Raw genomic sequence first — 19,474 nt, forward strand, 5'->3', positions numbered from 1 at the left:
GACCTATGAGCAACACAGAAAGCATTATCGTTGGCCAGACAAAAACGTCCTCCTGGCGTAAGTCTGATACCACCTGGACGCTTGGCCTGTTTGGTACCGCCATTGGCGCAGGCGTGCTGTTCTTCCCCATTCGCGCAGGCTTTGGTGGATTGATCCCTATCCTGCTGATGCTGGTTCTCGCGTTCCCGATTGCGTTTTACTGCCACCGCGCGCTGGCGCGTTTGTGTCTGTCCGGCAGCAACGTCTCCGGCAACATCACCGAAACGGTGGAAGAGCACTTTGGTAAGACCGGTGGGGTGCTGATCACTTTCCTCTACTTCTTCGCCATTTGCCCGCTGCTGTGGATTTACGGCGTCACCATTACCAACACCTTTATGACTTTCTGGGAAAACCAGCTCCAGCTGCCTGCGCTGAACCGCGGCGTGGTGGCGCTGTTCCTGCTGCTGCTGATGGCCTTTGTTATCTGGTTTGGTAAAGACCTGATGGTGAAGGTCATGAGCTTCCTGGTGTTCCCGTTTATCGCCAGCCTGGTGCTGATTTCCCTGTCGCTGATCCCTTACTGGAACTCGGCGGTGATCGACCAGGTCAACCTGAGCGATATCGCCTTTACCGGTCATGACGGCATTCTGGTCACGGTGTGGCTGGGTATCTCCATCATGGTCTTCTCCTTCAACTTCTCGCCTATCGTCTCCTCGTTTGTGGTCTCCAAGCGCGAAGAGTACGAACCTGAGTTCGGTAAAGAGTTCACCGAGCAGAAATGTTCCAAAATCATCGGTCGCGCCAGCCTGCTGATGGTGGCCGTGGTGATGTTCTTCGCCTTTAGCTGTCTGTTTACGCTCTCTCCGCAGAACATGGCGGACGCCAAGGCGCAGAACATTCCGGTGCTCTCCTACCTGGCGAACCACTTTGCGTCAATGTCCGGAACCAAATCGACGTTTGCGACGGTACTGGAATACGGTGCTTCCATCATCGCGCTGGTGGCTATCTTCAAATCCTTCTTCGGTCACTACCTGGGCACGCTGGAAGGGCTGAACGGCCTGATCCTTAAGTTCGGCTACAAGGGCGATAAGAAGAAAGTTTCTGTTGGCAAACTGAACACCATCAGCATGGTGTTCATCATGGGCTCCACCTGGGTTGTGGCCTACGCCAACCCGAACATTCTGGACCTTATTGAAGCCATGGGTGCGCCAATCATCGCCTCTCTGCTATGCCTGCTACCGATGTATGCCATCCGCAAGGCGCCTGCGCTGGCGAAATACAAAGGGCGTACCGAGAACATCTTCGTTACCGCGGTCGGCCTGCTGACCATTCTGAATATCGTTTACAAACTGTTCTAACCCATTGCTCAGGAAGAGCGGAGTCACATGATGATTGAGTTTCCGGTTGTACTGGTTATTAACTGCGGATCGTCCTCTGTTAAGTTTTCGGTGCTCGACGCCAGCAGCTGCGATGCCCTGATGACGGGCATTGCAGACGGGATCAACACCGAGAAGGCCTTTATTTCCGTGAACGGGGGTGAGCCGGCCAGGCTGGCTCACCAGGACTACGAAGGGGCGCTGGCTGCCATCGCCCTGGAGCTGGAGAAGCGTAACCTGATGCGCAGCGTGGCCCTAATTGGCCACCGCATTGCGCACGGCGGCGACCTCTTCAGCGAGTCGACCCTGATCACGGAAGAGGTGATAGAGCAGATCCGCCAGGTCTCCCCGCTGGCGCCACTGCATAACTACGCCAACCTGAGCGGCGTGGAAGCCGCAGAGCGCCTGTTCCCGGGCGTGCAGCAGGTGGCGGTATTTGACACCAGCTTCCACCAGACGCTGCCGCCGCAGGCGTATCTGTACGGATTGCCGTACCGCTATTTTGAAGCGCTGGGCGTGCGCCGCTACGGCTTCCACGGCACCTCTCACCGCTACGTGGCCGCGCAGGCGCATACGCTTCTCGGGCTGTCCCCCGATGACAGCGGCCTGGTGATTGCCCATCTCGGCAACGGGGCGTCCATCTGCGCGGTGCGCAACGGCGAAAGCGTCGATACCTCGATGGGGATGACGCCGCTGGAAGGGCTGGTAATGGGGACGCGCTGCGGCGACGTGGACTTCGGCGCGATGGCGTGGATTGCCCAGCAGACCGGGCAGTCGTTCGAGGATCTGGAGCGCGTGGTCAATAAAGAGTCCGGGTTGCTGGGGATCTCCGGCATCTCCTCCGATTTACGCGCGCTGGAGAAAGCCTGGCACGAAGGCAATGAGCGGGCACAGCTGGCAATACACACCTTTGTTCACCGCATTGCGCGACATATCGCCGGGCACGCGGCGTCGCTGCACCGCCTGGATGGGGTGGTCTTTACCGGCGGCATTGGCGAAAACTCGAAGCTTGTCCGCGCGCTGGTGGCGGAACATCTGAACGTATTCGGCATCCGCCTCGACGACGCCAAAAATGCCCTGCCGGGCAGCGCGGGTGAGCGCGTGATCTCCACCGAGTCGTCCCGCGTGGCCTGCGCGGTTATCCCTACCAACGAAGAAAAAATGATCGCGCTGGACGCCCTCCGTCTTGGGAAGGTTACCCCGGCCGCGGCTTACGCCTGATAAAGCGAGAAACACATGAAAGTAACAATCGATACGGGCGTCGCGCCCTACAGCGACGCATGGGCCGGGTTTCGCGGTGAAGAATGGAAAAACGCCGTCAACGTCCGCGATTTTATTCAGCATAACTACACCCCTTATGAAGGCGATGAAGCTTTCCTCGCGCAGGCGACGCCAGCAACGACGGCGCTGTGGCAGAAGGTAATGGTTGGCATTCGCCAGGAGAACGCCACCCACGCCCCGGTGGATTTTGACACCAGCATTGCCACCACTATTACGGCCCACGGGCCGGGCTATATCGACCAGGATCTGGAGACGATCGTCGGTCTGCAAACCGATAAGCCGCTCAAGCGCGCGCTGCACCCGTACGGCGGGATCAACATGATCCGCAGCTCGTTCGAAGCCTATGGCCGGGAGATGGATCCGCAGTTCGAATACCTGTTTACCGACCTGCGCAAAACCCACAACCAGGGGGTATTTGACGTCTACTCCCCTGAGATGATGCGCTGTCGTAAATCCGGCGTGCTGACCGGTCTGCCGGACGGCTACGGGCGCGGACGCATCATCGGCGACTATCGCCGCGTGGCGCTGTACGGGATCGCTTATCTGGTGCGCGAGCGTGAACTCCAGTTTACGGATCTGCAGGGCAGGCTGGAGCGCGGTGAAGATCTGGAGGCGACGATCCGCCTGCGTGAAGAGCTGGCGGAGCACAAGCGCGCGCTGCTGCAGATCCAGCAGATGGCGGCGAACTATGGCTTTGATATCTCGCGCCCGGCGATGAACGCCCAGGAAGCGGTGCAGTGGGTCTATTTTGCCTACCTTGCCGCGGTGAAATCCCAGAACGGCGGGGCGATGTCGCTGGGGCGCACGGCCTCGTTCCTCGATATCTACATTGAACGCGACATGCAGGCAGGAAGGCTGAATGAAGTCCAGGCGCAGGAGCTTATCGACCACTTCATCATGAAGATCCGCATGGTGCGCTTCCTGCGCACGCCGGAGTTCGACACGCTCTTCTCCGGCGATCCGATCTGGGCGACGGAAGTGATCGGCGGCATGGGGCTGGACGGGCGCACGCTGGTGACCAAAAACAGCTTCCGCTATCTGCACACGCTGCACACCATGGGGCCTGCGCCGGAGCCGAACCTGACGATCCTCTGGTCTGAACAACTGCCGATCGCTTTCAAGAAATATGCCGCGCAGGTGTCGATCGTCACCTCTTCGCTGCAGTATGAGAACGACGATCTGATGCGTGCGGACTTCAACAGCGACGACTACGCCATTGCCTGCTGCGTCAGCCCGATGGTGATCGGCAAGCAGATGCAGTTCTTTGGCGCGCGCGCCAACCTCGCCAAAACGCTGCTGTACGCGATCAACGGCGGGGTGGATGAGAAGCTGAAGATCCAGGTCGGCCCGAAAACCGAGCCGCTGCTGGATGACGTGCTGGATTACGACACCGTGATGGCGAGCCTCGATCACTTTATGGACTGGCTGGCGGTGCAGTACATCAGCGCCCTGAATCTCATTCACTACATGCATGATAAGTACAGCTACGAAGCCTCGCTGATGGCGCTGCACGACCGAGACGTCTATCGTACCATGGCCTGCGGCATTGCCGGGCTGTCGGTAGCGGCGGATTCTCTGTCGGCCATTAAATATGCCACGGTGAAGCCGGTGCGCGACCATACCGGACTGGCGGTCGACTTCGTGATTGAAGGGGACTATCCGCAGTACGGCAACAACGACGACCGCGTGGACAGCATCGCCTGCGACCTGGTGGAGCGCTTTATGAAGAAAATTCAGGCGCTGCCAACCTACCGCAACGCGGTGCCAACCCAGTCGATCCTGACCATCACCTCCAACGTGGTTTACGGCCAGAAGACCGGGAACACGCCGGACGGACGCCGCGGCGGCACGCCGTTTGCGCCTGGCGCGAACCCGATGCACGGCCGCGACAGAAAAGGGGCGGTGGCCTCGCTAACGTCGGTTGCCAAACTGCCGTTCACCTATGCGAAAGACGGGATCTCGTACACCTTCTCCATCGTGCCGCAGGCGCTGGGCAAGGACGAGCTGGTTCGCAAAACCAACCTGGTAGGGCTACTGGACGGATACTTCCACCACGAAGCGTCCATTGAGGGTGGGCAGCATCTGAACGTCAACGTCATGAACCGGGAAATGCTCCTTGATGCCATCGCGCATCCCGAGAATTACCCGAACCTGACGATCCGCGTGTCAGGCTATGCGGTGCGGTTTAACGCCCTGACGCGCGAGCAGCAGCAGGATGTGATTTCGCGAACGTTTACCCAATCTATCTAAAAATGAGTTCTCATGCCCCCTCAACGCAGGGGGCTTTTTTTTGCCCGCTAAACATACAAAATTGTTTATATAATTACTGACACATATTCATCCGCTCTTGAAAAACAATACGCCTGCTTTTCCCTATAACAGCATGTAAGGACAGTAAGATGATGAAAATGACCCGTATTGCGCTGGTCGCCGCCTCGCTGGCAGTGTGCAGTTTTACGGCACAGGCCGCGAACGTTGAGGCTGCCCCGTCTCCATCGCAGGATCCGCTGGTACAGCACCTGAAGCTCAGCAATGAGCAGGTTAAGAAGATTGAAGATCTGCATAAGCAGCTGGAACAAAATGTCAGCAAGATCCCGATGACGGGCGTGAAGGACGGCGCGCTGATCGACATGTTCCAGGCGGGTAAATGGGACGAAAGCACGGTGAAAAGCCAGCTTACCGCCTTTAGTAAAATTGAAGAGCAGACCCGTTATTACCGCGTGAAATATTACTTCGACGTCAGCCAGGTATTGACGCCGGAACAGCGTAAGCAGATCAGAACCGACATGGCTAACGCGCTGGCTGAGTGATTTCCTACCCGCGCACGGCGCGGGTTTTTATTTCTTGATCGTCGTCACTTTTAGAAAAATAACGCATATTAAACCTTCAAAAAAGCAAAATTTCCCCCAGCTTTTGAAAATCCTTATAAAAATTGTGACTTTTTTCTCCCTCGCTCCGGATATGATTTTCACACATCAACAATAAGCACCTGCTGCTCTCTGAATCGCAATCGCTGGCGATCGGAAACCTATAAAAACAACTGTTTACCCTACAAAATAAGCGAGTGCCCAATGGATACGGCAACAAACAGCAGTGTGATTGTGAGTGATTCCCCCGCGGCAAGGCGGGCGGGAATGAGCGAAAGCGAGTGGCAAGAGGCAATTAAATTCGACAGCACCGACACGGGCTGGGTCATCATGAGTATCGGGATGGCTATCGGCGCGGGGATAGTTTTTCTCCCCGTACAGGTAGGATTAATGGGGCTGTGGGTGTTTTTGCTCTCATCAATAATCGGCTATCCGGCCATGTATTTATTCCAGCGTCTGTTTATTAATACGCTGGCGGAATCGCCGGAGTGCAAAGATTACCCGAGCGTCATTAGCGGTTATTTGGGGAAGAACTGGGGCATCTTATTAGGCGCGCTCTATTTCGTGATGCTGGTGATCTGGATGTTTGTCTATTCCACGGCCATCACCAACGACAGCGCCTCGTATTTGCACACCTTCGGCGTGACCGACGGTTTGTTATCCGACAATCCGTTTTACGGTTTATGCCTGATCTGCATTCTGGTGGCCATTTCGTCGCGCGGTGAAAAGCTGCTGTTTAAAGTCTCCAGCCTGATGGTGCTGACCAAGCTGTTTGTGGTGGCGGCGCTGGGGCTGTCGATGATTGGGCTCTGGCATCTGGCCAACGTGGGCATGCTGCCGCCTGCGGGGCTGCTGATTAAAAACGCCATCATTACGCTGCCCTTTACCTTAACCTCCATTCTGTTTATTCAGACCTTAAGCCCGATGGTGATCTCATATCGTTCACGTGAAAAATCCGTGGAGGTTGCGCGTCACAAGGCGCTGCGGGCGATGAATATTGCCTTTGGCATACTGTTTGTGACGGTCTTTTTCTACGCCGTCTCTTTCACCCTGGCGATGGGGCACGATGAGGCAGTTAAAGCCTACGAGCAGAACATTTCGGCTCTGGCGATTGCGGCGCAGTTTATCAGCGGTGACGGCGCGGGCTGGGTCAAAATTGTCAGCGTGATCCTCAATATTTTTGCCGTGATGACCGCGTTCTTCGGCGTTTACCTCGGCTTCCGCGAGGCTACGCAGGGTATCGTCATGAACATCCTGCGCCGCAAAATGCCGGCAGAGAAAATCAGTGAAAACGCCGTCCAGCGCGGGATTATGCTGTTCGCCATTCTGCTGGCCTGGAGCGCCATTGTCTTAAACGCGCCGGTGTTGAGCTTCACCTCCATTTGCAGCCCTATCTTCGGCATGGTGGGCTGCCTGATCCCTGCATGGCTGGTCTACAAGGTGCCGGCCCTGCATAAATATAAAGGCGTATCGCTGGTGATAATCGTCATCACCGGACTGCTGCTTTGTGTTTCTCCTTTCCTCGCATTCTCCTGAGGGTAATTAAGGTCGTAACGATGTCTAAGCAAACTCATCCTTTATGGAATCAATTTATTCGCGCGGTGCAGGAAGAAGTGAAGCCTGCTCTTGGGTGCACCGAACCCGTATCTCTGGCGCTGGCCTGCGCGATGGCCGCAGACCTTCTGCCGGGGGAGGTCACGCAAATAGAGGCGTGGGTATCGCCGAACCTGATGAAAAACGGGCTGGGCGTAACGGTGCCGGGTACTGGGATGGTCGGGTTACCCATTGCGGCGGCGCTGGGCGCGACTGGCGGTAAAGCCAACGCCGGACTGGAGGTGTTGAAAGATGTCACCGCCGATGCGCTGATACGCGCCAAAGCCCTGCTTGAGGCGGGGCTGGTGCAGGTCAAACTGCAGGCGCCGTGCGATGAGATCCTTTACTCGCGCGCCTGTGTTCATGCAGGGGACACCTCGGCAATGGTGACCATCGCTGGCGGGCATACGCGAGTGGTGGAGGTGGTTTGTCAGGGCGAAACGCGCTTTAGGCTTGACGATCAACGGTGCCAGACGAACGACGATCCGCTGGCGGTGCTTTCCACTACCACGCTGTCGCAGATCCTGGAATTTGTTGAGCAGGTGCCGTTTGAGGCGATCCGCTTTATCCTGCAGGCAGGGCAGTTGAACGATGCGCTCTCCCGCGAAGGGCTCAGCGGGAAGTGGGGGTTGCACATTGGCGCAACGCTCAGTAAGCAGCGCGCGCGCGGATGGATGGCGCAGGATCTGGGGTCAGATATTGTCATTCGTACCAGCGCAGCCTCGGATGCCCGTATGGGCGGCGCGACGCTGCCGGCGATGAGCAATTCGGGCTCTGGCAATCAGGGGATCGCCGCCACTATGCCGGTGGTGGTCGTGGCTGAACACGTTCAGGCTGACGACGAACGGCTGGCGCGGGCGCTGATGCTGTCCCATCTTTCGGCTATCTATATCCACGTCCAGCTTCCGCGGCTGTCGGCGCTGTGTGCGGCGACAACGGCAGCGATGGGCGCTGCGGCGGGGATGGCGTGGCTGATGGGCGGTTCTTACCAGACCATTTCAATGGCGATAGGCAGTATGATCGGTGACGTCAGCGGGATGATCTGCGACGGGGCATCTAACAGCTGCGCCATGAAGGTCTCAACCAGCGTCAGTAGCGCCTGGAAAGCGGTGATGATGGCACTGGATGACTCTGCCGTAACGGGCAACGAGGGGATTGTGGCGCACGATGTGGAGCAGTCAATTGCAAACCTGTGCGCGCTGGCGTGCCGCTCAATGCAGGAAACGGACCGGCAGATTATTGAGATTATGGCGAGTAAGGTGTTGTGATTTAATCCAACCCGTTACCCCTCACCCTAACCCTCTCCCACAGGGAGAGGGAACCGATCGAGCGAGGGGGCGTGTTTATCTTAAACCGGCAAATCAATCAGCAGCGCGCGCAGCGGCGTATCCGCCACCAGGGTGATATTCGCTTCATCACGAATAAACGCCCCGTCGCCGCAGGTGAGCGCTTCTTTCTCTTCCGTGTGCGTCACCGCATGCACCGTACCGTGAATAGACTGCAAATAGGCGCGCGGACCATGAAGCTGGAAGCTCGCCTGTTCACCTTTCTTCAGCTCGATATGGTGCAGCCACACCTGCTGACGCAGCTGCAGACTACCTTTACTGCCGTCCGGCGATGCAATCAGCTGCTGCTTATCACCCGTTAAATCTAACTTCTGTACCAGCGGATTTTCCCGCTCAGGGCAGGCGTCCAGCCACAGCTGCATGCGGGTCAGCGTTTTGTCTTTGCTGAGGTTATGCTCGCTGTAGCTAATGCCCGGCTGCGTGGAAATTAACAACGCTTCGCCAGCCTTTGCCTGGACATGATTGCCCTCGCTATCGCGGTATTCTGCCTCGCCTTCCAGGATCAGGTTCAGGATATCGACTTTCGGGTACGTACGCGGCTGGAAGGAGGCGCCCGGGGCGAGCACTTCCTGGTTCAACACGCGCAATGAAGCGTAACCGAGGAGTTTAGGGTCAAAGTAGTGTCCAAAGGAAAAGGTGTAGCGGGCCTGCAGCCAACCGAAATCGGCTTGTCCGCACTGTTTAGCTGTTCTTGTCGTAATCATAAACTTGACCTCTCTTTACACTAAAACAATGGTAAAGGTATGGACGCTGCATTGTTAGCCAGATATTCTGCCCGGTATGTTCAAATTTCCTGAATGAGAACGAGATGGCTAAAGAGAGAGCATTGACGCTTGAGGCGCTTCGCGTCATGGACGCGATTGACCGGCGCGGCAGTTTTGCGGCGGCGGCAGATGAGCTGGGGCGCGTTCCGTCTGCGCTAAGCTACACCATGCAGAAGCTGGAGGAAGAGCTGGACGTGGTGCTGTTTGACCGCTCCGGTCATCGAACAAAATTCACCAACGTGGGGCGAATGCTGCTGGAGCGCGGCCGCGTGCTGCTGGAAGCGGCGGACAAGCTCACGACGGACGCGGAAGCGCTGGCGCGCGGCTGGGAAACCCATCTGACGCTGGTGACGGAAGCGCTGGTGCCGACTGAAGCGCTGTTCCCGCTGGTGGACCGCCTGGCGGCGAAGGCCAATACGCAGCTGTCAATCATCACCGAGGTGCTGGCAGGCGCGTGGGAACGTCTGGAAACGGGCAGGGCGGATATCGTCATTGCGCCGGACATGCACTTCCGTTCCTCATCAGAAATCAACTCGCGCAAGCTTTACAGCGTGATGAACGTCTACGTTGCTGCACCCAATCACCCGATTCATCAGGAGCCGGAGCCGCTCTCGGAGGTAACGCGGGTGAAGTATCGCGGCGTGGCGGTGGCGGATACCGCGCGCGAGCGTCCGGTGCTAACGGTGCAGCTGCTGGATAAGCAGCCTCGTCTGACGGTGACCTCGCTGGAAGACAAACGGCAGGCGCTGCTGGCAGGTCTGGGCGTGGCGACCATGCCGTACCCGTTTGTGGAAAAAGACATTGCTGAGGGGCGGCTGCGCGTTGTCAGCCCGGAATATAGCCACGAGGTGGATATCATTATGGCGTGGCGTCGCGACAGCATGGGCGAAGCCAAATCGTGGTGCCTGCGCGAAATACCTAAACTCTTCGCCCACCAGAATAAATAAACGAGTAGGCCCGGTAAGCGTAAGCGCCACCGGGCGTTATTTTACGCGCCGATCTTAGGATCGGGACCAAAGCGGTTTTCGCCCGGCGTCCCGCTCTGGCAGTTGAAGATCAAAATCACGATCCAGCCAATAATCGGGATCAACAGCAGCAATAGCCACCACGCTGAACGATCGGTATCGTGCAGTCGACGGAACAGTACCGCCCATGATGGCAGCAGGACCAACAGGCCATAAATGGTGGTCAGCACGCCTTCACCGCCAGCCCGCTCCCAGCCGAGAATTTTATCCACAATACCCAGCACCATGATAAGGATGAAGTTCACCAGAACGAACATCCAGTACTCTTTGCGGCGGGCACGGCCACCAAATCCAATGTAGTTGCGCAGTACTTTTAAATACCAGTCCATTTTTCCTTGCCTCAATAGTCGGTCAATCACTTGTTTTCTAAGCAATCAAAGTAAGGATAGATGGAGATTGTGAATTAAAAAAGGGCATCCATTGATGCCCTTAATATTTATCCAAAACGGACGTGGCGCCCGTGAGGTTCATCCAGATCCTGCCACGGCCCAATGGAGATAATGCCCGTCGGGTTGATGGTTTTGTGGCTGCGGAAATAGTGGGTGCGAATATGGTCGAAGTCGACCGTGTCGGCAATACCCGGCATCTGGTAGATGTCGCGCAGGAAGCCATACAGGTTCAGGTAATCGCTGATGCGGTGCTTGTCGCACTTAAAGTGGGTGACATAGACCGGATCAAAGCGAACCAGCGTGGTCCACAGGCGAATGTCCGCTTCCGTCAGGCGATCGCCCGTCAGGTAGCGATGCTTGCCCAGGAGCTGTTCCAGACGCTCCAGCGATTCAAACACCTTTCCAACCGCTTCGTCATACGCTTCCTGGCTAGTGGCGAAACCGGCCTTGTAGACGCCGTTGTTGACGTTGTCGTAAATCCAGCTGTTCAGCTCGTCAATTTTCTCACGCAGCTCAACCGGATAGTAATCTCCGGCACGGGCGCCGTGCGCGTCAAACGCGGTATTGAACATGCGGATGATTTCCGCAGACTCATTGCTGACAATCGTCTGGTTTTTCTTGTCCCACAGCACCGGCACGGTAACGCGCCCGGTGTAGTGCGGATCGGCGCGCAGATAGAGCTGGTAAAGGAAATCGTGGTGGTAAAGATCGTCGCCGGTCGCCGCAGGGAAATCACTGTCAAACGTCCAGCCGTTTTCCAGCATCAGCGGGTTCACGACTGAAACCGGAATTAAGGATTCGAGACCTTTAAGCTTGCGCACAATCAGCGTGCGGTGTGCCCACGGGCAGGCAAGCGAAACATAAAGATGATAACGGTCTTTCTCAGCCGCGAAGCCGCCTTCGCCGCTCGGGCCTGGCGCGCCGTCGGCGGTCAGCCAGTTACGGAAGGCCGAAACAGAGCGCTTGAAGCGACCTCCGGTGGATTTGGTGTCATACCAGACATCCTGCCATACGCCGTCTACGAGTTGTCCCATTTTTTCTCCTCCGTCAGATAGCAAAAGCGAGGAGATGTCTCCTCGCTTTGTGTTCATTCAGTATAGCGTGCTTACCATTTCTTATTCAGAACGCGGTCGATGCTGTATGCGCCCGGGCCAGTGACGGCCAACAGCAGGAAGCCGCCCGCGATGGTCAGGTTTTTCATGAACATCAGAGAGTTCACGCCTTCCGCAAAGTTGCTGTGGAAGATGAACGCCGTCAGCACGGTGAAGCCTGCGGTAAACAGCGCGGTGGTACGGGTCAGGAAGCCGAACAGGACTGCCAGGCCGCCGCCGAACTCAAGAAGAATGGTCAGCGGCAGCAGGAACCCCGGAACGCCCATGGCTTCCATATACTGCTGGGTACCCGCATAACCGGTGATTTTTCCCCAACCTGCCACGATGAACAGAATTGGCATCAGAATACGCGCGACCAGTACACCAACATCTTCTAATTTTTTCATTTTACTCTCCAGGAAACCACATGAGCGGCTGAACTTTATTTGTCTGCAATTCCGGGTAGATACCGCGGTATTGCTGTCGATGGAGAGCATCATAAACGGGGCGGGTGGCAATTGTTAGCAAGGAAAACTGTCAATCTAATTCAAAGATATTGAGTAAGGGGGCGTGCGCGCTGGTGCCCTCACCCCAACCCTCTCCCACAGGGAGAGGGCGCAAAAACAAAAAACGGTAACCAGGGTTACCGTTTTGCTTTTATCACCGTAACTGCTGCTGACGGATCGTGGCTTTCACCAGACGCCAGGCGCTCCAGGCACCAAACCCACGACGGGCCCAGCGGATCAGCATATTCGGATGACGAACGGACCAGATAGCCATCACGCTGCTGCCGACCAGCGCCCAGGAACGCAGGCTCAGGACGGTATTCCAGCCCCGGTCAAACCGTCGCGTCGCGTCAACCCAGCCGCGACGACTGGCAGACAGATCCAGCCGTTGCTGCTGGATCTGGCTTAACAGGTACGCTTTTCGCTTTTGACGTTCGGCTTTACCGCTCACGGCTAGTCATCCTCCAGCAGGGCGCGATCGTTCGCCAGCTCCTGACGCGTATGGCGCAGGAAAGTGGATTTGCGCGCTTTACGCAGCGTCCAGATACCGCCTATCAACGCTGCGACCAGCAGAACGACGGTGGTGGCAATCATCGCGTTAAGACGATACTGCGGATCAATGGCCCAGATGATTAGCACCATCAGGCTCATCAGACCAAACGCGGCGAAGAGCATGGTCAGCCCGAGCATCAGCAGCATCTGGAAGAGGTTCGCTTTCTCCTCCTCCAGCTCGACCACTGCCAGCCGGACGCGCGTTTCGGCAATCCCGACCAGCGTCGTTAAAATACGCTGGCCGATGCCGAGGACGTTGTTAGCAGGCCCTTGTGCGTGACGAGGATCTTCCATATCAACGACGCGTCAGAAGGACACCCAGTACCACACCCACTGCGGCACCAATCCCTACACCCGTCCATGGATTATCACGCACATATTCGTCCGCGCGCGCAGCCGCTTCGCGGGTCTGTTTCGCCAGTGCATCACCGGTTTCACCCAGGCGATAGCGGCTCTCTTTCAGCGCCTGCTCCGCCTTGCTGCGCAGTTTGCTGACCTCTTCTTTTGACTTGTCAGCAGAGGAGTTCAGCACCTCTTCAAGGGTATCGGCCAGGGATTTCAGTTCAGCGCGCAGATGTTCAGACGTCGTATCTTTTGACATGATTCTCTCTCCTGTTGAGATTTCCGTTAACTCAATAATCGCGAGCTTCCAGCGCTTTCAGATCATCCTGCGCTTCTTTCAACTTCTTCTCGCGCTTAGCAATTTTTTCCGCATCCCCTTTCTCTTTCGCTTCCTGCAGGTCGCGACGGCGCTCGGCTATCTCGTCCTTCTGTTCAGCGATTTTCTTCTGGTGGTCGGCACGAAGCTTACTGTCTGAACAGTTCGCTTTCACTTCGCTCAGCGCTTTTTTAAGACCATCAACACGGTGCTGATTGTTATGCTTTTGGGCATAACCGATCTCACGCTGAATATCCTGTTCTTTCTCCTGACAGAGAGAGTTTGCGAAGGATGCTGTGCTTAAAGAAAAAAGGGCCAGAGCCAGAGTAATGCGGAATTTCATTATCGAAACCTTCCATTGTGTGGCGGCATAAGCCGCTATCCAAAGTTATGCGGAGTACATCGAGGGGTGCTCCGCGTACTTAAGCATAGTAAGTAAACGGGGGATTCACCAAAGTGAGTGAAAAGATTCGGAATCCTGGAAGTTATCCAAACCGATGCGACGTATCGCGAATCAATGAGAGCCAGGCCGCAGGCTGGCTCTCATCTTCCTGCTGAGCAATGATATACCCGTGCGGCAGCGTACGGTCTAGCACCACTTTCGCGGCGGCACTTTGCGCACGGGAATCAAACTTGATCAGTAAAACATCGTCCTGCGGGGTGATGCTCTTAAAGCGGATCCCGTTCGCATCCAGATGATGCCAGACGGAAAAACCGTCAGGCACGCTGGCACCCTGGTTTACCGGGCGGATGGCCAGCGTCGATTCCTGATGCGAAAGCGCGCTCCATGCCAGCAGCAGGGCGCTGAGTACCACCAGTGTAATCATGGCAAAAGCAAAACGGCGCAGAGCGAGCGGTGAGATAACCATCGTCAGCCTCTGGCTCCGTATTTCTTTTTCCACAGGACAACCAGTGAGCCAATCAGGCCGAAGACCAGCAGAACCACGGGCAGCAGCATCAGGCAGGACATCAGCTGATCTTCATATTTCATAAAGACCGGCGTTTTACCCAGTGCATAGCCCAGCGTCGTCAGAATAAGCACCCATAGCAGGCCGCTCATCCAGTTAAAGAACTGGAAGCGCGCACTGCTCAAGCCCGACAGACCGGCAATGGTGGGCAGCAGGGTGCGAACAAAGGCGATAAAGCGGCCAATCAGCAGCGCGGAAAGCCCGTGCTTATGGAACAGGTGGTGCGCCCGCTGGTGATAATGCGCGGGAAGGTGAGAGAGCCAGTTCTGGACGATCCGGGTATTGCCCAGCCATCTTCCCTGGATATAGCTCACCCAGCAGCCGAGGCTGGCCGCAACGGTCAGTAATAAAATGGTGTGTGGAAACGCCATCGCCCCTTTGGCACACAGCACGCCGACAAGCACCAGCAAACTATCACCGGGCAGGAAGGCAGCAGGCAGCAAACCGTTCTCAAGGAACAGGATCATAAACAAGACGAAATAGAGCATGCCAATCATGGAAGGGTTGGCCAGCGTTTCAAAATCCTGCGCCCAGAGGGCATGCAGTAGTTGGGTCAAAAGTTCCATTCAGTGTTCCTGGAAATCGGTTAACGTCACGCCTGTTATCCGGGACAAACAGCACGGCGACATTGTTGTGATTTCATTATGGTCGCTCGCGGACACATTGCGGTGTGGCCAACACTGTTCCCTGTTAATTGGCTGGTTAGCAAGCACTAACTTACAAAATAAGGAATTGAATCCAATTGTAACAAAGCCCAACGTTCTGCGTCACAGAATTTGCAGGGGTGAGTTGATTTTGGCGTAAGCCCAGGAAGTGAGCGAGGGGATTTACAAAGGCTGACACTATATATGTTTTGCTTACCCATGTGAGCCGGAAGGCGCAACGTAGCGCCTGCCAGCAGAAAGGTCATCTATTTTGCGGCACTGGATGCCGTATCGAGATGAACAACGGGATTATCGGCAAAAAGATAGCGGTCAGCGTTAAATTCGAAGTCATCGCTGGTTTCGTTGAACAGCATCTGCTTGGTGTTTTCCAGGTGCTGCCACATCGCCAGCTTGGCGGCATGCGGATCTTTACGAATCAGCGCCTTAAGGATTTGGTCGTGATCGTCACACCAGTTGTCGACAGTACGGGAATCGATATGGTCGTGCAGTTTTTTCCAGTACGGGTTGTGAACGCGCTGAGTCCACATTTTTTCAACGATTGCCGCCAGGGCCGTATTTTGGGTTGCCAGTGCGACCTGAACGTGGAACTGAAGATCCCACTCTGAATCGCGGAAACATTTTTCCTTACGGGCGTTCTCCTGGATCTCCATCAACTTCATGATGTCCTGCTTGGTCACCTGCGTCGCCGCAAACTCAGCAATGTTGCTTTCGATCAGCTGGCGAGCCTGGAGCAGCTCAAACGGGCCATAGCTGGCGAATTCCAGGCTTTCGTCCGCGACGGGAGAGTGTTTCGGCAGATTAGAAATCACGTGAATGCCGGAGCCTTTGCGTACCTCAACGTAGCCTTCCACTTCCAGCATGATAATCGCTTCACGCACCACGGTGCGGCTCACGCTTTTTTCATCCGCGATAAAGCGCTCGGCGGGAAGTTTATCACCGACAAGATAGACCCCTTGCTCGATGCGATCTTTCAGCTCCGCAGCAAGTTGTTGATATAAACGACGTGGTTCGGTGATTTCCATATGCGCTCCAGGCAGGGTACGGCAGATGATTTGTTATACCACTTTTGCGTGCCACTCTCCAGATTTTGCCATTAAAAAAGCCGCTACTGAGCGGCCTTTAAATGCCGGGTGGCGCTGCGCTTACCCGGCCTACGGTTTCGTTGGATGGTGTAGGCCGGGTCAGGCGAAGCCGCCACCCGGCTCCCGGCACAACATGCTAACTCTGCGTAGCCGGTTTCCCGAGGGACTCTTTCGCCAGCTCCTCTGCCGATTTGCTTTTCAGCACCGTCCAGATAACCACCGCACCCATCAGGTCGAAGATCGCCAGCACCGCGAACAGCGGGCTGAAGCCGATGGTATCCGCCAGCGCGCCGACCACCAGTGCAAACATGGTGCTCGCGGTCCAGGCGGCCATGCCGGTCAGGCCGTTTGCGGTTGCCACTTCGTTACGACCAAAGACGTCAGACGAGAGCGTAATCAGCGCGCCGGACAGGGACTGGTGCGCAAAGCCACCGATGCACAGCAGAGCAATGGCGATGTACGGGCTGGTAAACAGGCCGATCATGCCAGGGCCGATCATCAGCAGCGCGCCCATGGTGACGACCAACTTACGGGAAACAATCAGGTTCACCCCAAACCAGCGCTGGAACAGCGGTGGCAGGTAGCCGCCCACGATACAGCCCAGGTCAGCGAACAGCATTGGCATCCAGGCGAACATCGCGATCTCTTTCAGGTTAAAGCCGTAGACTTTAAACATGAACAGGGGGATCCACGCGTTAAAGGTACCCCAGGCCGGTTCAGCCAGGAAACGCGGCAGGGCGATACCCCAGAACTGACGGGTGCCCAGGATCTGCCAGACGGTCATTTTTTTGCCGTTGTTGGTCTGATGCTGCGCTTCCTGACCGCCAATGATGTATTCGCGTTCTTCTTCGGAGAGCTTTTTCTGATCGCGCGGGTGTTTGTAGAAAATCAGCCACGCCATCGCCCAGGCAAAGCTCAGCACGCCAGAGATGATGAACGCCATCTGCCAGCTGTGCATCACGATAGCCCACACCACCAGCGGCGGCGCAATCATGGCCCCGATGGACGAGCCTACGTTGAAGTAGCCGACCGCAATGGAACGCTCTTTCGCCGGGAACCACTCGGAGCTGGCCTTCAGACCCGCCGGGATCATTGCGGCTTCAGCCGCACCGACCGCACCGCGAGCCAGCGCCAGTCCACCCCAGCTGCCTGCCAGCGCGGTTGCACCGCAGAACACCGCCCAGGCGATGGCGAAGAAGGCATAACCGATTTTGGTACCGAGAATGTCCAGCACATAGCCCGCAACAGGCTGCATGATGGTATAAGCCGCGGAATAGGCGGCAATGATGTAGGAGTATTGCTGCGTGGAGATATGCAGCTCTTCCATCAACGTTGGCGCTGCTGCTGCCACGGTGTTACGCGTCAGGTAGCCCAGCACGGTGCCTAACGTCACCAGTGCGATCATATACCAACGTAACCCTTTAATTTTACGCATCTAAAACCTCATCGTTATGTTATTTCCGCGCCAGAGCACGGCAACCTCTCAACCGTTTCCGGGAGCAGTTGTGTAACGGGAGGGGCGTAACCGGGAGCATGTCCCGGAACGGCCCGAACCTTGCCATAAGTAAGCGTGCATAAGTCGGTATCCGTACCGCTAAACCCGATGTCTCTCACACCGGTAATGCATTCCGTCGGCTTATAGTTTGCGACGGCGAAAAGATAACTTGTCATACAACTTTAAAAGGTGAGTGACATCACAAATGTATGATTCTTTGTGGGGACATTAATCGTTGCGCGCAAAGCCAGTAATGGCGGGGGTTGCGGAAGGGTTTACTCCATTGAGGGTAATTTATTTGTTGACGTTTATTGATCTCACTCACGAAAAAAGCTTCGGTGGGTGGAAATTGGTGTGATAACTTTGCAGCATATGAACATACGCTTTCTGACGCTCCCGTAATGAGGAAGACGATAATGACGCCGTTTATGACCGAAGATTTTCTGTTAGATACCGAATTTGCTCGCCGCCTGTACCACGACTACGCAAAAGACCAGCCGATTTTCGACTACCACTGCCATTTACCGCCGCAGCAGGTTGCCGAAAATTACCGTTTCAAAAACCTGTATGACATCTGGCTGAAGGGTGACCACTACAAATGGCGCGCCATGCGCACCAACGGCGTTGCCGAGCGCCTGTGTACCGGCGATGCGACCGACCGCGAGAAGTTTGACGCCTGGGCGGCGACCGTTCCGCACACCATCGGCAACCCGCTCTATCACTGGACGCATCTTGAGCTCCGCCGTCCGTTTGGCATCACCGGCAAACTGCTCTCCCCAGCGACCGCCGATGAAATCTGGGATCGCTGCAACGCGCTGCTGGCGCAGGATAACTTCTCCGCGCGCGGCATCATGAAGCAGATGAACGTGAAGATGGTGGGCACCACCGACGATCCGATCGACTCCCTGGAACATCATGCCGTTGTCGCCAAAGACACCTCTTTTGATATCAAAGTGCTGCCAAGCTGGCGCCCGGACAAAGCCTTCAACATTGAGCAGGCCACCTTCACCGATTACATGGCGAAGCTGGCGGAAGCGTCGGATACCGACATCCGTCGTTTCGCTGACCTGCAAACCGCGCTGACCAAACGTCTGGATCACTTCGCGGCGCACGGCTGTAAAGTGTCTGACCACGCGCTGGACGTGGTGCTGTTTGCGGAATCAAACGAAGCCGAGCTGGACAGCATCCTTGCGCGTCGTCTCTCCGGCGAAGGCCTGAGCGAGCACGAAGTGGCGCAGTTTAAAACGGCGGTGCTGGTATTCCTCGGCGCGGAATACGCGCGTCGCGGCTGGGTACAGCAGTACCATATCGGCGCGCTGCGCAATAACAACCAGCGCCAGTTCAAGCTGATCGGTGCCGACGTGGGCTTTGACTCCATCAACGACCGTCCGCTGGCGGAAGAGCTGTCCAAACTGCTGAGCAAACAGAACGAACAAAACCTGCTGCCAAAAACCATCCTGTACTGCCTGAACCCGCGCGATAACGAAGTGCTGGGCACCATGGTCGGCAACTTCCAGGGCGAAGGGATGCCGGGCAAGATGCAGTTCGGTTCCGGCTGGTGGTTCAACGATCAGAAGGACGGCATGGAGCGTCAGATGACGCAGCTGGCGCAGCTGGGCCTGCTGAGCCGCTTTGTCGGCATGCTGACCGACAGCCGCAGCTTCCTGTCCTATACCCGCCATGAATACTTCCGCCGCATTCTGTGCCAGATGATTGGCCGCTGGGTGCACGCGGGCGAAGCGCCAGCGGATATCCAGCTGCTGGGCGAAATGGTGAAAAACATCTGCTTTAACAATGCGCGTGACTACTTCGCCATTGAACTGAACTAAGGCCGTTT

20 protein-coding genes are annotated in these 19,474 nt (G+C 56.3%); 8 read left to right on the forward strand and 12 right to left on the reverse strand.

The window, feature by feature from the left end; all coding sequences use genetic code 11:
- Window positions 1-5 precede the first annotated feature (5 nt).
- The 6 genes from tdcC (at window position 6) to KIF87_RS12700 (ending at window position 8,364) form a co-directional block, all read left to right on the forward strand.
- Complete coding sequence (tdcC, locus tag KIF87_RS12675; protein WP_213328897.1) at window positions 6-1,337, forward strand: threonine/serine transporter TdcC; 1,332 nt, start codon at window positions 6-8, stop codon at window positions 1,335-1,337.
- A 30-nt stretch (window positions 1,338-1,367) separates the two neighbouring features.
- Window positions 1,368-2,576, forward strand: a complete 1,209-nt coding sequence (tdcD, locus tag KIF87_RS12680) for a propionate kinase (RefSeq protein WP_213328946.1) — start codon at window positions 1,368-1,370, stop codon at window positions 2,574-2,576.
- A 15-nt stretch (window positions 2,577-2,591) separates the two neighbouring features.
- Window positions 2,592-4,886 (forward strand): formate C-acetyltransferase, encoded by a 2,295-nt coding sequence (pflB, locus tag KIF87_RS12685; protein WP_213328898.1) that lies wholly within the window; start codon window positions 2,592-2,594, stop codon window positions 4,884-4,886.
- Between the two features lie 149 nt (window positions 4,887-5,035).
- Window positions 5,036-5,446 carry a Spy/CpxP family protein refolding chaperone gene (locus tag KIF87_RS12690; protein WP_148243368.1) on the forward strand — a complete coding sequence of 137 codons (411 nt, stop codon included), beginning with the start codon at window positions 5,036-5,038 and terminating at the stop codon, window positions 5,444-5,446.
- A 261-nt stretch (window positions 5,447-5,707) separates the two neighbouring features.
- Window positions 5,708-7,039 (forward strand): SLC5/6 family protein, encoded by a 1,332-nt coding sequence (locus KIF87_RS12695; protein WP_213328899.1) that lies wholly within the window; start codon window positions 5,708-5,710, stop codon window positions 7,037-7,039.
- A gap of 20 nt (window positions 7,040-7,059) precedes the next feature.
- Window positions 7,060-8,364, forward strand: coding sequence for an L-cysteine desulfidase family protein (locus KIF87_RS12700; RefSeq protein WP_213328900.1), 1,305 nt, complete (start codon window positions 7,060-7,062; stop codon window positions 8,362-8,364).
- 80 nt (window positions 8,365-8,444) lie between these two features.
- Here the strand turns inward: KIF87_RS12700 and KIF87_RS12705 are convergent, their stop codons facing one another.
- Window positions 8,445-9,146 carry a pirin family protein gene (locus KIF87_RS12705; RefSeq protein ID WP_023309295.1) on the reverse strand — a complete coding sequence of 234 codons (702 nt, stop codon included), beginning with the start codon at window positions 9,144-9,146 and terminating at the stop codon, window positions 8,445-8,447.
- Window positions 9,147-9,250: 104 nt separating this feature from the next.
- Here KIF87_RS12705 and KIF87_RS12710 point away from each other — a divergent pair, with 104 nt between their 5' ends.
- The gene (locus tag KIF87_RS12710) at window positions 9,251-10,153 is read left to right on the forward strand and encodes a LysR family transcriptional regulator (RefSeq protein WP_213328901.1); all 903 of its coding nucleotides are present in this window, start codon (window positions 9,251-9,253) and stop codon (window positions 10,151-10,153) included.
- A gap of 41 nt (window positions 10,154-10,194) precedes the next feature.
- Here the strand turns inward: KIF87_RS12710 and KIF87_RS12715 are convergent, their stop codons facing one another.
- The 11 genes from KIF87_RS12715 to KIF87_RS12765 form a co-directional block, all read right to left on the reverse strand.
- Window positions 10,195-10,560 (reverse strand): DUF805 domain-containing protein, encoded by a 366-nt coding sequence (locus tag KIF87_RS12715; protein ID WP_029739660.1) that lies wholly within the window; start codon window positions 10,558-10,560, stop codon window positions 10,195-10,197.
- A 107-nt stretch (window positions 10,561-10,667) separates the two neighbouring features.
- On the reverse strand, window positions 10,668-11,654 hold the full coding sequence (locus KIF87_RS12720) for a glutathione S-transferase family protein (protein WP_213328902.1): 987 nt from the start codon (window positions 11,652-11,654) through the stop codon (window positions 10,668-10,670).
- Window positions 11,655-11,725: 71 nt separating this feature from the next.
- Window positions 11,726-12,118 carry a DoxX family protein gene (locus KIF87_RS12725; RefSeq protein ID WP_023309292.1) on the reverse strand — a complete coding sequence of 131 codons (393 nt, stop codon included), beginning with the start codon at window positions 12,116-12,118 and terminating at the stop codon, window positions 11,726-11,728.
- A gap of 253 nt (window positions 12,119-12,371) precedes the next feature.
- Window positions 12,372-12,668, reverse strand: a complete 297-nt coding sequence (locus tag KIF87_RS12730; protein WP_213328903.1) for a YqjK-like family protein — start codon at window positions 12,666-12,668, stop codon at window positions 12,372-12,374.
- Between the two features lie 2 nt (window positions 12,669-12,670).
- Window positions 12,671-13,063: a phage holin family protein gene (locus KIF87_RS12735; RefSeq protein ID WP_023333540.1), complete on the reverse strand. Its 393-nt coding sequence runs from the start codon at window positions 13,061-13,063 to the stop codon at window positions 12,671-12,673.
- A 1-nt stretch (window position 13,064) separates the two neighbouring features.
- The gene (locus tag KIF87_RS12740; RefSeq protein WP_008503141.1) at window positions 13,065-13,370 is read right to left on the reverse strand and encodes an ElaB/YgaM/YqjD family protein; all 306 of its coding nucleotides are present in this window, start codon (window positions 13,368-13,370) and stop codon (window positions 13,065-13,067) included.
- 31 nt (window positions 13,371-13,401) lie between these two features.
- The gene (locus KIF87_RS12745) at window positions 13,402-13,770 is read right to left on the reverse strand and encodes a DUF1090 domain-containing protein (RefSeq protein WP_213328904.1); all 369 of its coding nucleotides are present in this window, start codon (window positions 13,768-13,770) and stop codon (window positions 13,402-13,404) included.
- 142 nt (window positions 13,771-13,912) lie between these two features.
- Entirely contained in the window at window positions 13,913-14,296 is a 384-nt protein-coding gene (gene mzrA, locus KIF87_RS12750) for an EnvZ/OmpR regulon moderator MzrA (RefSeq protein WP_121424730.1), read from the reverse strand.
- 2 nt (window positions 14,297-14,298) lie between these two features.
- Window positions 14,299-14,961, reverse strand: coding sequence for a DedA family general envelope maintenance protein YqjA (gene yqjA, locus KIF87_RS12755; RefSeq protein ID WP_023309289.1), 663 nt, complete (start codon window positions 14,959-14,961; stop codon window positions 14,299-14,301).
- A gap of 344 nt (window positions 14,962-15,305) precedes the next feature.
- Complete coding sequence (gene exuR / locus KIF87_RS12760; protein WP_023309288.1) at window positions 15,306-16,082, reverse strand: transcriptional regulator ExuR; 777 nt, start codon at window positions 16,080-16,082, stop codon at window positions 15,306-15,308.
- A 196-nt stretch (window positions 16,083-16,278) separates the two neighbouring features.
- Window positions 16,279-17,577, reverse strand: a complete 1,299-nt coding sequence (locus tag KIF87_RS12765) for an MFS transporter (protein ID WP_159514971.1) — start codon at window positions 17,575-17,577, stop codon at window positions 16,279-16,281.
- 476 nt (window positions 17,578-18,053) lie between these two features.
- On the opposite strand from KIF87_RS12765, the gene uxaC reads away from it, so the two are divergent.
- On the forward strand, window positions 18,054-19,466 hold the full coding sequence (gene uxaC / locus KIF87_RS12770) for a glucuronate isomerase (protein WP_213328905.1): 1,413 nt from the start codon (window positions 18,054-18,056) through the stop codon (window positions 19,464-19,466).
- Window positions 19,467-19,474: the final 8 nt, after the last annotated feature.

The sequence above is a fragment of the Enterobacter sp. 120016 genome, assembly GCF_018383635.1.
Taxonomy (GTDB): domain Bacteria; phylum Pseudomonadota; class Gammaproteobacteria; order Enterobacterales; family Enterobacteriaceae; genus Enterobacter; species Enterobacter asburiae_D.